Annotated in this window: 11 protein-coding genes and 1 pseudogene; 4 read left to right on the top strand and 8 right to left on the bottom strand. The window is 74.4% G+C overall.

Annotation, left to right across the window (positions count from 1 at the left end; all coding sequences use genetic code 11):
• The 3 genes and pseudogenes from AC1DQF_RS02400 to larE all read right to left on the bottom strand — a co-directional run.
• Nucleotides 1-128, bottom strand: a pseudogene (locus AC1DQF_RS02400) (IS481 family transposase); the annotation flags it as partial.
• Between the two features lie 138 nt (nucleotides 129-266).
• Nucleotides 267-662: a cold-shock protein gene (locus AC1DQF_RS02395; protein ID WP_477523611.1), complete on the bottom strand. Its 396-nt coding sequence runs from the start codon at nucleotides 660-662 to the stop codon at nucleotides 267-269.
• Between the two features lie 203 nt (nucleotides 663-865).
• Entirely contained in the window at nucleotides 866-2,344 is a 1,479-nt protein-coding gene (gene larE, locus AC1DQF_RS02390) for an ATP-dependent sacrificial sulfur transferase LarE (RefSeq protein ID WP_477523610.1), read from the bottom strand.
• 138 nt (nucleotides 2,345-2,482) lie between these two features.
• On the opposite strand from larE, the gene AC1DQF_RS02385 reads away from it, so the two are divergent.
• Entirely contained in the window at nucleotides 2,483-4,612 is a 2,130-nt protein-coding gene (locus AC1DQF_RS02385) for a S8 family serine peptidase (RefSeq protein WP_477523609.1), read from the top strand.
• Nucleotides 4,613-4,625: 13 nt separating this feature from the next.
• Here AC1DQF_RS02385 and AC1DQF_RS02380 read toward each other — a convergent pair whose 3' ends face one another.
• From AC1DQF_RS02380 to AC1DQF_RS02370, 3 genes are read right to left on the bottom strand one after another with little or no spacing between them, the layout of a single operon-like run.
• Nucleotides 4,626-5,801: an RDD family protein gene (locus tag AC1DQF_RS02380; protein ID WP_477523608.1), complete on the bottom strand. Its 1,176-nt coding sequence runs from the start codon at nucleotides 5,799-5,801 to the stop codon at nucleotides 4,626-4,628.
• Between the two features lie 13 nt (nucleotides 5,802-5,814).
• Entirely contained in the window at nucleotides 5,815-7,032 is a 1,218-nt protein-coding gene (locus tag AC1DQF_RS02375) for an FHA domain-containing protein (RefSeq protein ID WP_477523607.1), read from the bottom strand.
• The gene (locus tag AC1DQF_RS02370) at nucleotides 7,029-7,847 is read right to left on the bottom strand and encodes a PP2C family protein-serine/threonine phosphatase (protein WP_477523606.1); all 819 of its coding nucleotides are present in this window, start codon (nucleotides 7,845-7,847) and stop codon (nucleotides 7,029-7,031) included. Before AC1DQF_RS02370 ends, AC1DQF_RS02375 begins: the two co-directional genes overlap by 4 nt.
• Nucleotides 7,848-7,910: 63 nt before the next feature.
• On the opposite strand from AC1DQF_RS02370, the gene AC1DQF_RS02365 reads away from it, so the two are divergent.
• Genes AC1DQF_RS02365 through AC1DQF_RS02355 form a run of 3 tightly spaced genes read left to right on the top strand, consistent with a single transcriptional unit; the run spans nucleotide 7,911 to nucleotide 12,432 of the window.
• Entirely contained in the window at nucleotides 7,911-10,196 is a 2,286-nt protein-coding gene (locus AC1DQF_RS02365) for a helicase C-terminal domain-containing protein (protein WP_477523605.1), read from the top strand.
• A gap of 9 nt (nucleotides 10,197-10,205) precedes the next feature.
• The gene (locus AC1DQF_RS02360) at nucleotides 10,206-10,730 is read left to right on the top strand and encodes a CGNR zinc finger domain-containing protein (protein ID WP_477523604.1); all 525 of its coding nucleotides are present in this window, start codon (nucleotides 10,206-10,208) and stop codon (nucleotides 10,728-10,730) included.
• A gap of 52 nt (nucleotides 10,731-10,782) precedes the next feature.
• Nucleotides 10,783-12,432 (top strand): DNA repair helicase XPB, encoded by a 1,650-nt coding sequence (locus AC1DQF_RS02355; RefSeq protein ID WP_477523603.1) that lies wholly within the window; start codon nucleotides 10,783-10,785, stop codon nucleotides 12,430-12,432.
• Here the strand turns inward: AC1DQF_RS02355 and AC1DQF_RS02350 are convergent.
• Both AC1DQF_RS02350 and AC1DQF_RS02345 read right to left on the bottom strand, forming a co-directional pair.
• Nucleotides 12,387-13,178 carry a PIG-L deacetylase family protein gene (locus AC1DQF_RS02350; protein ID WP_477523602.1) on the bottom strand — a complete coding sequence of 264 codons (792 nt, stop codon included), beginning with the start codon at nucleotides 13,176-13,178 and terminating at the stop codon, nucleotides 12,387-12,389. The genes AC1DQF_RS02355 and AC1DQF_RS02350 overlap by 46 nt on opposite strands.
• Nucleotides 13,175-13,729 (bottom strand): GNAT family N-acetyltransferase, encoded by a 555-nt coding sequence (locus tag AC1DQF_RS02345; RefSeq protein ID WP_477523601.1) that lies wholly within the window; start codon nucleotides 13,727-13,729, stop codon nucleotides 13,175-13,177. The genes AC1DQF_RS02350 and AC1DQF_RS02345 overlap by 4 nt, the downstream gene beginning before the upstream one ends.
• Between the last annotated feature and the right edge of the window lie 255 nt (nucleotides 13,730-13,984).

Below are 13,984 nucleotides of genomic sequence, written 5' to 3'. Positions count from 1 at the left end.
CGCTTCGCGGTCGTGACCGAGCAGTTCCACCGCTCGGCCGCGCGTCGTAGGGGCCATTTCTGGTCGACAACGAGCCTGGCCAGGCGTAGACGTCCGGCCGGGGTGAGTTGGGCGTTAGCGTGTGACACGAAGACCTCCGGAGTTCGTGAGCGAGTGATTGCTTGGTCGCTTCACACCTCACCCGGGGGTCTTCGTCATCGTCCAGCAGGCACGCCGTACCTAACGTCCGTGGTCAGTACACCTAGCGGCCGCTCGGGCCGTGTCGATCAGAGCTCGAGCTCGTCGGCCAGGGCGCGCAGCAGCTTGGCGGTCGGCCGGGCCGTCCTGGCCTCGGGGTGACGGCCGTGGCGGTAGGTCTCGCCGACGTCGTCGAGCAGCCGGATGAGGTCCTCGACGATGGCGACCATCGTCTCGGGGTCCTTGCGCTGGGCGCTGCGCTGGTTGCGCGTCACCGAGGCGGGAGCGTCGAGGACCCGCACCTGGAGCGCCTGGTCGCCGCGGCGACCCTGGGCGATGCCGAACTCGACGCGGGTGCCGGCCTTGAGGGTCGCGATGCCCTCGGGGAGCGCGTCGGAGTGCACGTAGACGTCCGGCCCGCCGTCCTGGGACAGGAACCCGAAGCCCTTGTCGGCGTCGAACCACTTCACCTTGCCACTGGGCACGGCCGTGACCTCTTCATTCGTGCGGGCGCCTCGCGCCGGGACGGTGCAGCCGGGGCGGTGCCCCGAGCGCGCACAGACTATGTGTGCGCAGCGACAACCCGCCAACGGCCTCTGCAATTCCGGCATTGCTATTTCCAGCATTGCTAACTCCGGCATTGCCATTTCCGACAGCGGTGTCTCGGAGAGCGCTGTTTCGGGGAGCGCTATCTCGGAGAGGGCTGTTCCGCGACGAGGGCCTCGTTGAGCGAGCCCGAGCGGAAGCCCCGCGGGTCGACCCCGGCCTCGGCGAAGCCGGAGGCCCGCACGGCGGCAACGACCGCGAGCTCCACCGGGGCGCCGGGGACCAGGGGCCCGGTGACCAGGTCGCGGTCCAGCTCGACACTGCCCCGCTCCCCCAGGTCTCGCACCCGGAGGTCGCGGCTCTCCAGCTCCGCCTCCGCCAGCACGGCCCGGACCGCGGCCTCGGCACGCTCGACGCGCGCCAACCGGTGCGGGGTCACCTCGATGCCGTAGGCCACCCGCGAGGAGAGGCACGCGGCCGCGGGCTTGTCCCAGGTGGGCAGCCCCCAGCGACGCGAGGCGCGGCGTACGTCGTCCTTGGTCAGGCCGGCGTCCAGCAACGGCGTCACCGCACCCCGCTCGGCCGCGGCACGGATGCCGGGGCGGAAGCCGGCGACGGCGTCGTCGGCGTTGGTGCCGGTCGCCACGTGGGCGATGCCCTGCTCGTCGGCCAGCGGGCGGAGGGTCTCGATGAGCTCGGCCTTGCAGAAGTAGCAGCGCTCGCCGGAGTTGGCGCGGTAGCCCTCGCGCTCCATCTCGCGGGTGCGGGGGGTCAGCAGCGGCACCCCCAGCGACGCCACGAAGTCGCGACCGGGGTCGCGCTCGACCGCCGGCAGCGAGTCGGAGTAGCCGGTGGCGGCGACCACCCGCTCGGTGCCGAGCGCCCGCACCGCCGCCGCCAGCAGCAGCGCGCTGTCGGCGCCCCCGCTGAACGCCACGACCACCGACCCGAGCTCACGGAGCCGCGCGTCCAGGGCCGCGAGGCGCTGGTCCAGGAGGTGCTCGTCGAGCCAGTCCGGGAAGTCCTCCACCGAGTCGAGCACCACGTGGGTGCCGGCAGCCACGAGCTCCTCGCGGGTGCAGCCTCCGGTGAGCACCGAGACGCTGACGGCGTCGGYGGCGAGCGCCCCCTCGACGTCGTGCACGTGGTCGCCGACGTAGATCGTGGCGCCCTCCTCGCGCAGCGCAGCGGCCTTGCCGACGCCCCACACCTCACCGGCGACGAGGTCGACGTCGAGCGCGAGGTGGTCGACGTGGCGCTGGGCGTTGGGAGCGAACTTGCCGGTCACCAGCAGCGTGCGGCCACGGTGGCGGCGTACGGCGGCGAGCGACTCGTGGGCGCCCGCGAGGACGGGGACCGGCACGATCGAGTGGTCGGCGTAGAGCTCGCGGAAGCGCGCGATGGCCGGCGCGACGTCCTCGGCCGCGAGGTGCGGGGACAGCAGCGCGTCGAGCGGCGGACCCAGGCGGGAGGTGAGGTCCTCGACCGGGAGGTCCACGCCGAGCTCGTCGGCGAGGGCCGCGAGGGTCGCGGAGAACCCGGGGACCGTGTCGATCAGGGTCATGTCGAGGTCGAAGCCCACCACGAGCCCGGGGACGCGCTCGGGGGTCGGGGACGTCATGGCGCCAGCGTACGGCGCGGCTGGGACGGGCCCGGCGGTCGCCCACATTGATTCGCCCCCAAGCGCCTGACAGCATGGGCGGTTCGCGTCATCATGGGCAGTCTCGCCCGTTCACCACTCCAGGATCCGGATCCCGCCGTGCCCCTCCACCGACGACACCGCGCTCGCCGCGCCGGCCTGCGCCGTGCGACGGTGCTGGCCGTGCTCGTCACCGTGGCCGCCGGGCTCGGATCCACCGCGGTCCAGGGGTCGGCCAGCGCCGACGACGCAGGGGTCCCGGTCCTCCAGCTCGTCACGCTCGTCGGCGCGGGCACATCCGCTGACGGCGTCGACCCGGGCGACCTGCTGGCCCGCCAGGAYGCCGTCCTCGCCCGCGTGGGCAGCCCGACGACGACCTACCGCTGGACGACGGCGCTCAACGGCTTCGCGGTGGAGCTCACCGCCGACCAGGTGGCGGCGGTCCGGTCCGACCCCGACGTCGCGTCCGTCGAGGCCAACACGGTGCGGCCGCTGACCGGGCGCCGGGGCACCGCCCTGGCGTCGGGACAGGTCGGCCAGCCCCGCGCCTACGGAGGCGCCGGCGTGGTCATCGGCGTCGTCGACTCGGGCCTCGCGCCCGAGTCCCCGCTCTTCGCCGCGATCCCCGGCCTCGGCCGCGAGCCCGAGGGCTTCGGCGGGACGTGCGAGGTCGGGGAGGACTGGTCGGCCGAGACCTGCAACCGCAAGGTCGTGGCCTCCGGCTGGTGGGTCGCCGGCTTCGGCAAGGACCGCATCCGCAGCTCCGAGCACCTCTCGGCCCGCGACGCCGTCGGCCACGGCACCCAGGTCGCATCGGTCGCGGCCGGCAACGCCGGTGTCAGCGTCCGCATGCAGGGCCGCACCGTCGGCCAGTACGGCGGCATCGCCCCCCAGGCCCGGATCGCCGCCTACAAGGCCTGCTGGGGCGCGCCCGACCCGGGCGACGACGGCTGCGCGACCGCCGACCTGGTCTCCGCCATCGACCGCGCCACCGCCGACGGCGTCGACGTCCTCAACCTCGCCGTCGCCGGCCCGGCCGGCACCGACACGGTCGAGCGGGCGCTGCTGGGCGCCGCGGAGGCCGACGTCGTGGTCGTGGCCGCCGCCGGCAACGACGGTCGCGAGCAGTACGCCGCACACGACAGTCCGTGGGTGACCACGGTGGGCGCCTCCCTCGGGAGCGTCTGGCAGGGCCGGGTCTCCGTGCTCGGCGGCCCGACGCTGACGGGCGCGAGCCGGTCGCGACGTACCTCCGGTCCCGTCCGCCTGGTGCTCGGCCGCGACGTGGCCGCCGCGGGAGTCTCCCGTCGTGATGCCGCCCAGTGCCGGCCCGGCTCCCTCGACGCCGCTCGCACGGCGGGCGTCGCGGTCTACTGCGAGCGCGGTGGCATCGGTCGCATCGACAAGTCCGACGCCGTGGCGCGGGCCGACGGCGTGGCCATGGTGCTCGGCAACGTGCGACCCGGTCCGGTCGTCGACGACTTCCACGCGGTCCCCACCGTGCAGCTCAACGCCCCCGACGCGGCCCGGCTCGTCCGCTGGGTCCGCACCCACGACCGCACCTCGGTGCGCATGTCGGGCATCGCGCCCTCCCCCGCCGCCGGGCGCACCGCCCTCTGGTCGCCCCCCGGCGACCCGCGGGCCGGCTCGGTCAAGCCCGACGTCGTCGCCGTCGGCGACGGGGTCCTCGGCGCGGTCCCCGACGACCGCGGCTGGGCGCTCTTCAGCGGCACCTCGGCGGCCACCGCCCGGGTCAGCGGCTCCGCCGCGCTGCTGCGCTCGCGCCACGACTGGGCGGCACCGGTCGTGCGCTCCGTGCTCGCCACCACGGCGGTGCCCCTCGGCTCGGACCCGGTGCTGCACCAGGGCGCCGGGCGCGCCGGTGCCGACGTGACCGGCGCCCGGCTGGCCCTGCCGGTGTCCACGTCCCGCTACCGGCAGGCCCTGGACACGGGCTCGTGGGCGGACCTCAACCTCTCCTCCGTGCTCGTACGCGGCACCGGCACGGTGACCCGGCGGGTGCGCAACCTGGGCAACCGGGCGGAGTACTTCTCGGCCCAGGCGATCGGCTTCGCCCGGCACCGGGTGCGCGTCACGCCGCTGGCCGCCCGGCTGAGCCCCGGTGAGACCGCCGTCTTCCGCATCACCGTGACCGGTCCGGCCGCACCGGGCCAGGTCGACGACGGCTGGATCCGCTGGCGCGGCGCCCGCGGCTCCGTCACCCGCATCCCGGTGGCCATCACCCGCTGACGTCCGCGCGGGGTCACGCTTCCCGGCGTACCTGCATGGACCGGTCGCCGAACGCGACGGTGTCGCCGTCGACCAGGGTCGCGGGCTTGCCCGGGGAGAGCTGGCGCGACACGCCCTTGCGGGTCAGCGTGGAGCCGTTGGTCGAGCCCCGGTCCATCACCACCAGGGCGCCGTCCGGCGCGGGTGAGAACTGGGCGTGCGTCTTGGAGACCGACATGTCCGCCGAGGTGAGCGGGACCAGGTGCCACACCGGCTCGCCCGAGCGCGGCTCGGGGCGACGGCCGACGAGGACCAGGCCCTCCACGACGAACGAGTGCCCGTCGTCGAACCGGACCCGCCACCGGGGACCCACCGGGTCACCGGCAGGAGCGGCCTCCGGGCGGGAACGGACGACGGTGCGCCCGGGGTCGTCGTCCGGGTGGCCGCCCGCCTGGGCGGGCGGCTGCGGGGCGGGCTGCTGGCGCTGGACCGGCTGCTGGGCGGGTAGCTGGACCGGCTGCTGGGGCTGCTGCTGCGGGGGCAGGAAGGCGGGYACCTGGGGGGTGGGGTACGCGGGGGGCGCTGCGCTCGGCTGCTGCGGACGAGCCTCGGGGGCGGGCCGGGTGAGGGGCGGCGGCGCCCGGAAGACCGGGGGCTCCACCGCCGGGGCCGGGATGAGGCGCATGGCCGTGAGGTTGACGACGTGCCTCGGGCTCTCGTCGACCAGCTCGGTGATCTCCTCCACGGGGCGCACGTCGACCACGATCGAGGAGGCCAGGTGGTCGTGCCAGCCGCGCCGCTGGCGACCGCGGTCCTCGACGGCGGTCCAGGCGAGCGTGGCCAGGCCGATGCCGAAGGTCGGCAGGGACGCTGCGGCCAGGACGAGGGACCGGCCCAGGGCCGGGCCGAGGCCGATCGGGGTGCCGGTGCCGTGGTGCACGACCCGCAGCCCCATCGCGGACTTGCCGGGGGTGTTGCCCGAGACCCCGGTCATCACCGCGAGGACCAGCCAGCCCAGGACCACGGCCCCGCCGACGATCCCGGCGATGACCCACGGCTGGTCCCCCAACGCCAGCCAGGCACCCACGCCGACGACGACGTACAGCCCCCAGGTGACGAGGCGGTCGACGGCGAAGGCGTAGAAGCGGCGCTCGAGCTCGGCGACCGGGTACGTGGTGGCCGGGGCGAGGGCCTGCTGCTGCTGCGTCACGTGGGGTCCTGCGTCAGGGGTTCGTGGTCTGGATGGTGACGCCGTCACCGAGGTCGAGGATCGCGCCGGGGATCAGCGACACGGCGATGCCGGCCTGCAGGTCCTCGGGCGGGAGCCCGGGCTGCACCAGGACGGTGCCGTTGGTGGAGCCGAGGTCGGTGACCACCGCGCTGCCGTGGTCGGCGCCCGCACCGGGACGGATCTCGAGGTGGGTCGAGGAGATCTCGTGGTGGGGGCTGGCGACGGTGACCATGTAGGGCTGGTCGCTCGAGGCGAACCGGCGCGCCTCCGGCGCCCGCCCGACGATGATCGTGCGGTCCACGTCGACCACCTCGCCGGTCGAGAACACGAGCTTGGCCACCGGGCGGGAGACGACCGACGGGGCGAGCTCCTGGCCGGGGACGCCGGGACGCACGAACGCGTCGGCGGCCGGGCCGATCGTGGTTTGGCCGTCGTGGTCGTCCGAGTCCTCCGCCGGCTGCACCGGCTCCACGACGGCCGGCTGCTCGCCGGTCGGGGTGGGGTCGTCGTCGGTGGGAGCGCCGAAGGTGCGGGGCTCGCTCGCGTCGGGCTCGCTCGAGTGCGCTGCCTCGATGGGCACGACGTCCGCGACCGGCTGCTCGGCCGGCCCGCCCGCCGGCGGCTCCTCGGACGGCTGCGACCACTGCTCCGTGGCCTCGGCGGCAGGCTCGGTCCAGGGGTCGGTGTCGGGCCCGGTCTCGGTGAGCTCGTCACGGTCCGGGTCGGACGTGGCCGCGGTGCCGGGGGCGACCGGGGAGGCACCGTCGACCGCCGGGGACTCGCCGAAGACCAGCGAGCCGACCCGTGCGATGCCGGACGTGAGGGCGAGGTCGTGCTCGCCGGACCGCTCCATGACGGCGGTGCCACCGGTGACGCCGGTCAGGGTGCGGTCGGCCCACATGCTCTGGCCGGCCCCCGAGACGACCTCGTCGCCCGCGGCGGTCGAGATCGTGACCGACGCGTCGCCGCGCACCAGGACCCGGGTGCTGTCGCCGTGCCCGACGAGCACGAATCCCGTGAGCGTGCGGATGCCACCGGCGAGCAGGCCGTCGAGGACCTCGTCGAAGTCGGCGCCGGCGTCCACCAGCTCCCAGAGCTCGGCGACCCGGGGCCGCTCGTCCGCGGGCAGGAGCAGGGTGACCTCGCTGCCCAGGACGGCGTACCAGCCGCCGGCGGCCAGCTGTCGACGATGACCTACGGAGTCGCTCACGGACGGGCCCCCAACTTGTCTTCGAGACTCGCGAGCTGGCGCTCGGAGTCGTATGAATCGTCGTGCACCAATCCCACCACATCGATGACGATGGCGGTGGCGTTGTCGCGGCCCCCGGCCTCCAGGGCGGCACGGACCAGCGCGTCGGCGGCGTCGCGCGGGTCGGGGACCGACGCGAGGATCGCGGCGATCTCGGCGTCGGCGATCATCCCCGAGATGCCGTCGCTGCACAGCATCAGCCGCTCGACCGCGGGGAGCGGGAGCAGGAAGAAGTCGGGGTGGACGCCCTCCGGGCTGCCGAGGGCACGGGTGATCACGTGCCGCTCCGGGTGCACGGTGGCCTCGGCGGGGGTGATCCGGCCGGCGTCGACGAGCTCCTGCACGACCGAGTGGTCCACGCTGACCTGGTCGAGGTGGCCGTCGGTGAAGCGGTAGATGCGCGAGTCACCGAGGTTGGCCAGCAGCCACTTGGTGGTCCCGTGGTCGTCGACGAGCACGGCCACCACCGCGGTGGTGCCCGCGTGCCAGCGGGGGTGGTCGGCGCGCTGCCCCTCGCCGTACTCGATGATCCGGGCCTGCGAGCGGGCGATGGTGTCCGAGACGTGCTCCGCACCGCGCTGCGGGTCGTAGCCCTCCTCGACCAGGCGGGCGAACTCCTCGACCACGATGCGGCTGGCGACGTCGCCCCCGGCGTGGCCGCCCATGCCGTCGGCGACCACGAAGACGGGAGGGGCGACGAGGAAGGAGTCCTCGTTGACCGTCCGCACGTGACCTACGTCGGTGGCGGCTCCGTGGTGCAGATCGACCGGCTTCATGCCCTGCCCTCGCGCTCTTCGACGATGAGCCCCGGGGTGGGCTCGGCGAGTAGCGTAGAAGGGATGTCGAGGACACAGCCGGCGGCGCTCCCACGCACGCTCGCGGACCAGCTGCGTGGCTGGCCGGACGAGCGGCTCGCCGGGCTGCTCACGGACCGTCCCGATCTCGCCACTCCTGCACCTCACGATTCCGCCCAGCTGGCCTCACGGGCAGCAACTCGCAGCTCAGTCATCCGCGCGCTCGACGGCCTCACCCGGCTCGAGCTCTCGGTGCTTGATGCCCTCGTGGTTGCCGGTCAAACCACTTCGGACGAACTGATCTCCATGGTGCACGCGGAGGCGTCCGCGGCGGGTCCCGCCGTCACCCGGCTGGTGGACCTCGCGCTCGTCTGGGAGTCGCCCGGCGGGCTGCGTCCGCTGAGCGGGGTCGCCGACGCGCTGCGCGGCGACGAGAGCGTCGGGGTCAGCGGCCTGCGGCCGATGTCGCCGGACCCGACGGACCCCACCGCCGTCGCCGCGCGCATCGAGGCGCTGTCGCCCGCCGCCCGCGCGCTGCTCGAGCACGTCGACGCCCACGGCGGCGAGGGCACCACCGGCAACGCGCGTCGTACGGTCTCGCCGGCCGACGCCGCGACGCCCGTCGAGGAGCTCATCGCCCACCGCCTGCTCCTGCCGCGCGACGGCGGCACCCTCGTCCTGCCCGGTGAGGTGGGGCTCGCGCTGCGGGGCGGACGCACCACCCGGACCCCCCGCGACGAGGTCCCCGAGATCGCCACGACCGACCGCGACCCGTCCCTGGTCGAGCGCAGCGCCGCCGGTGCGGCGTTCGAGGCCGTACGCCGCGTGGAGCTGGTGCTGGACCACTGGGGTCTCGAGCCCCCCGGCGTCCTGCGCGGCGGCGGGCTGGCCGTGCGCGACCTCAAGGCCACGGCCCGCGACCTCCAGGTCGACGAGCCCGAGGCCGGCCTGCTCGTGGAGCTCGCCTCGACCGCGGGCCTGCTGACCGAGGGGGTCGACGAGGACGGCGACACGGTGTGGCTGCCCACCGACGCCTTCGACGCCTGGTCCGCCGGGTCGGTGGCCGAGCGCTGGGCCGCGCTGGTGCTGGCCTGGCTCGAGACCACCCGGGTCGCCTCCCTCATCGGCACCCGCGACCCCGCGGGTCGCACGTGGAACGCCCTGGCCCCGGACCTGTCCAGCCAGATGGCGCCCGAGGCACGTCGCCTCGCGCTGGAGGAGCTCGCGGCACTGCCGGCCGGCGCCGCCCTGGCCACCGGCACCGGGGTCCCGTCGCTGGTCCAGCGGGTCGCGTGGCGCCGACCCCGTCGTCCGTCCGTGCACCGCGACCTCGTCGCCGCGGCCGTCACCGAGGCTGCCGCGCTGGGCCTCACCGGGGCCGGGGCGCTCTCGGACGCCGGTCGGGCCGCGCTCGCGGGCGACCACGACGACGCCGTCGCGGCCATCACCCCGCACCTGCCGCACCCGGTGGACCACGTGCTGCTCCAGGCCGACCTCACGGCCGTGGCCCCCGGCCCCCTCGAGGCCGAGCTGGCCCGGACCCTGCACCTCGTCGCCGACGTCGAGTCGCGCGGCGGGGCGACGGTCTACCGTTTCACCCCCGGCTCGGTCCGCCGCGCCTTCGACGCCGGCTGGACGGCCCTGGAGGTGCACGACTTCGTGGGGTCGGTGTCGCGCACGCCCGTGCCGCAGCCGTTGACCTACCTGGTCGACGACGTGTCCCGCACGTTCGGCACGGTCCGGGTCGGGCAGGCCGAGTCGTTCCTGCGCGCCGACGACGAGAGCGCGCTCACCGAGCTGCTGCACAACCCGAAGGCGGGCTCGCTCGGTCTGCGGCGCATCGCCCCGACCGTGCTCATCAGCACCATCCCGGTGGACGTGCTCCTCCCCCGCCTCCGCGACCTCGGCGCCGCCCCCGTGGTCGAGGCCCCGGACGGGACCGTGCGGGTCGCGCGCCGCGACCTGCTGCGGGCCCGCCGTCCGCGCGCCGGTCGCAGCAGGGCAGCCGCCCTCGCCCGGACCCACGCGGGGGTCGCGGCCGTCGTCACCGCAGTCCGCAGCGGCGACCGCGCCACCGCGTCGCGCCCCGACACCCCCGCCCTGACGACCACCCCGACCGGTGCGCTCACCGCGCTGCGCGAGGCCATCGAGGCCGGCAGCACCGTGGTCATCGGCTACGTGGACAACCACGGCGCCCGGTCGGACCGTGTCGTCGACCCGGTCCGCCTCGAGGGGGGCAGCCTCACCGCGCACGACCACCGCGCCGACGACCTGCGTGCCTTCGCCGTCCACCGGATCACGTCCGTCGCCCCGCTCCCGGCCCGTCCGTAGGCTGGAGACGTGGACTTCATCAGGTACGCCGAGGCGTCGGCATCGCTGCTCAACGCCGACCTCGCCGACCCCGACGCGCTGCTGGTGCACCTCGCCGACCGCGGTTGGCTGCACCGGTCGGTGACGCCCGTCGACGTGCGCGACCTCCAGGCCTTCCAGGCCGAGCTGCGACCGGTGTTCGAGGCGTCCGAGGACGAGCAGGTGTCCCTGGTCGTGTCGCGGCTCAACGACCTGCTCGCGCGCCACCCCGTCACCCCGATGATCAGCGACCACGACCCGGCGCACCTGCACATGCACGTCGCCAACCGGTCCGCGTCGGTGGCCGAGCTGCTGATCGGGGAGTCCCTGATGGGGCTGGCCACCCTGGTCTGCGACGTCGGCGCCACCCGGCTCGGGGTCTGCCACGCCAGCCCCTGCACCAACGTCTTCGTCGACACCTCGCCGAACCAGTCGCGGCGCTACTGCTCCGACCGGTGCTCCTCGCGCGCCAACGTCGCGGCGTACCGCGCCCGGCAGAAGGCCGCCGCGAGCTGACGCACGGCGTACGCCGTCGGGCCCGCGTTGCGGCGCTCCGTAGGCTGGGCCGGTGAACGACGGCCCCCTGATCGTGCAGAGCGACAAGACGCTGCTGCTGGAGATCGACCACGAGCGAGCGGCCGACTGTCGCAAGGCGATCGCCCCCTTCGCCGAGCTCGAGCGATCACCCGAGCACGTGCACACCTACCGCCTCACCCCGTTGGGGCTGTGGAACGCCCGAGCGGCCGGCCACGACGCCGAGCAGGTCGTCGACGCGCTGCTGGAGTACAGCCGGTACGCCGTCCCCCACGCGCTGCTCGTGGACGTCGCCGAGACCATGGCGCGCTACGGCCGGCTGCGGCTGGAGAAGCACCCTGTCCACGGCCTGGTGCTCAGCTGCACCGACCGGCCGGTGCTGGAGGAGGTGCTGCGGGCCAAGAAGGTCGCCGGCATGATCGGCGACCGCCTCGACGACGACTCGGTGGCGGTGCACCCCAGCGAGCGCGGCAACCTCAAGCAGGCGCTGCTCAAGCTGGGCTGGCCGGCCGAGGACTTCGCCGGGTACGTCGACGGCGAGGCGCACGCGATCGCGCTCGACGAGGACGGCTGGGAGCTGCGCACCTACCAGCGTGAGGCCGCCGAGTCCTTCTGGCACGGCGGCTCCGGCGTGGTCGTGCTCCCCTGCGGTGCCGGCAAGACGATCGTCGGTGCGGCCGCGATGGCCCAGGCGCAGGCCACGACGCTGATCCTGGTCACCAACACCGTCAGCGCGCGGCAGTGGAAGGACGAGCTCATCAAGCGCACCACGCTGACCGCCGACGAGATCGGCGAGTACAGCGGGTCCGTCAAGGAGGTGCGACCGGTCACCATCGCGACGTACCAGGTGCTCACCACCCGCCGGAAGGGCGTCTACACCCACCTCGAGCTGCTCGACGCCCGCGACTGGGGCCTCGTCGTCTACGACGAGGTGCACCTGCTGCCGGCGCCCATCTTCCGGATGACCGCCGACCTCCAGGCGCGGCGCCGGATCGGGCTGACCGCGACGCTGGTCCGCGAGGACGGCCGCGAGGGCGAGGTCTTCTCGCTCATCGGTCCCAAGCGCTACGACGCCCCGTGGAAGGACATCGAGGCGCAGGGCTGGATCGCGCCGGCCGACTGCGTGGAGGTGCGGGTGACGCTGCCGGAGGGCCAGCGGCTGGCCTACGCCACGGCCGAGCCGGAGGAGCGCTACCGGCTGGCGGCCTGCACCCACGTGAAGGTCGGTGTCGTACGCCGCCTCGTCGACCAGCACTCCACCCAGCCGACGCTGGTGATCGGCCAGTACATCGACCAGCTCGACGAGCTGGGCGAGATGCTCGGCGCCCCGGTCATCAAGGGTGAGACCCCGGTCAAGGAGCGGCAGCGGCTCTTCGAGGCGTTCCGCTCGGGCGAGATCTCGCTGCTCGTGGTCAGCAAGGTGGCCAACTTCTCCATCGACCTGCCCTCGGCGGAGGTGGCGATCCAGGTGAGCGGGTCGTTCGGCTCACGGCAGGAGGAGGCGCAGCGGCTCGGGCGGCTGCTGCGACCCAAGGCGGAGGGCAAGACCGCGCACTTCTACACGATCGTCTCGCGAGACACCGTCGACGCGGACTTCGCACAGAACCGGCAGCGCTTCCTCGCCGAGCAGGGCTACGCCTACCGGATCATCGACAGCGACGACCTCGAGGCCGACCCGGCCTGAGCCACGACGCCGCCGGACGGGCTGACCGGCGACCGGACGTAGTACTCCGTGCCGAGCAGGGTCCGACGTGCCTCCGGCGACATCGCGGCCACCTGACCGGGGAGGGCGCCCCGCGCCATCTCGGCCCGGTGGCACAGGACCGCGGCCACCTTCTCCGCGAGCCACGGCGTGACGTCGAGGGCGGTGGCATCCTCGTCCGGCGTGGTGTGGAGCGCCTTCCGGGCCCCGATGGAGGCTGCCAGCATCGGGCGCGCCGAGTGGGGGTGGGTGGCCAGGAGGAGGAACCCCGGCGCCCACGGCTGGCCCGCGTCGAGGTGCTGTCGGCCGTCGCCGGCCGCCCGCACCGCGGCGACCGTCGCCTGGTGGGTGCGGACGTGGTCGGGGTGGCCGGTGGCTCCTCCGTGGGCGTCGTGGGTGACGACGATCTCCGGGCGCAGCTCGCGGACGAGGGCCACGATCTCGGCCACGACCTCGTCGACCGGGGCGTCGAGCAGCCGCTGTCGGCCGGGCGCCGATTCCGGTACGCGGGCGTCGGCGTAGCCGAGCAACCTCGGCGCGCCGGCGCCGAGGACCCGGACGGCCTCGCCGAGCTCTCGCGCCCGCGTCGTACCGGCGGCCCAGGTGGCCGTGACCACCGTGGTCGTCGCACCGCCCGCGGCATGGCGGGCGAGCAGGCCGCCCGACGACAGCGACTCGTCGTCGGGGTGGGCGTAGACGGCGAGCACGCTTGGGAGCACGGCGCTCACGTCGCGCCCCCTGTCCACCCCTCGAGGGACCGGGTGCTGTAGATCCAGTGGGGCACGGGGTCGTCGGGGTCCTGCAGGAGATCGCGACGCATCCCCAGGCGCTCGGCGACCCCGATCGACGACGGGTTGTCCCGCGCGATGCGGGCGACGACCGGGTCACCGGGACGGAGTCGCGCCAGCTCGTCGACCGCCGCTCGTCCCGCCTCCGTGGCGTAGCCGCGGCGCCAGTGCGCCGGGTCGAACCGGTAGTAGAGGTTGAGCACGTCGTGATCGGCCAGCCGCACGTGGCAGAGACCGGCGAAGCCCACCACGGCGGCGTCGGCGGTGGTCTCGACGACGGCGTACCCGAATCTGTGCTCGTCCCAGTGGCGCCGCCACGTGTCCAGGCGCGCGGAGGCCTCCGACTCGTCGCGCATCACCGCGGAAGGCAGGTGGTGGTAGGTCCTCGGATCGGAGTGGATCTCGAAGAGTCGTCGGGCGTCCCCCGCGACCGGGCGCCGCAGCCGTAACCGCTCCGTCACGATCCAGGCCGAGGGAGGATCTGCCGCCACGCGATGATCCTCGCACGAGCCCCCACGGCGACCGGGCACTTGCTTGCACCTGCGAGGTGCCGAGGGGCACTTCCTTGCACCTGCGAGATGCCGAGCGGGCACTTCGGTGCACTTCGGTACGACGACCGGGCAGCTCCGGTTGAAGACGCATGCGCGGTGGCGCTTCCAGATCCCCACGCGCACGAAACCGCCCGCACGTCTGAACTGCACGAAACTGCCCGGTCGACACGTCTCAGGTGCACGGAAGGGGGGAGG

This window comes from Nocardioides sp. P4_G4 (assembly GCF_056401085.1).
This window is presented reverse-complemented; position numbering and strand designations above follow the sequence as displayed.

What these genes read in the sequence shown, in the direction of transcription:
- AC1DQF_RS02370 (WP_477523606.1), bottom strand. Translation starts at nt 7,847, where the DNA reads ATGAAGCCGGTCGATCTGCACCACGGAGCCGCCACCGACGTAGGTCAC.
- AC1DQF_RS02365 (WP_477523605.1), top strand. Translation starts at nt 7,911, where the DNA reads ATGTCGAGGACACAGCCGGCGGCGCTCCCACGCACGCTCGCGGACCAG.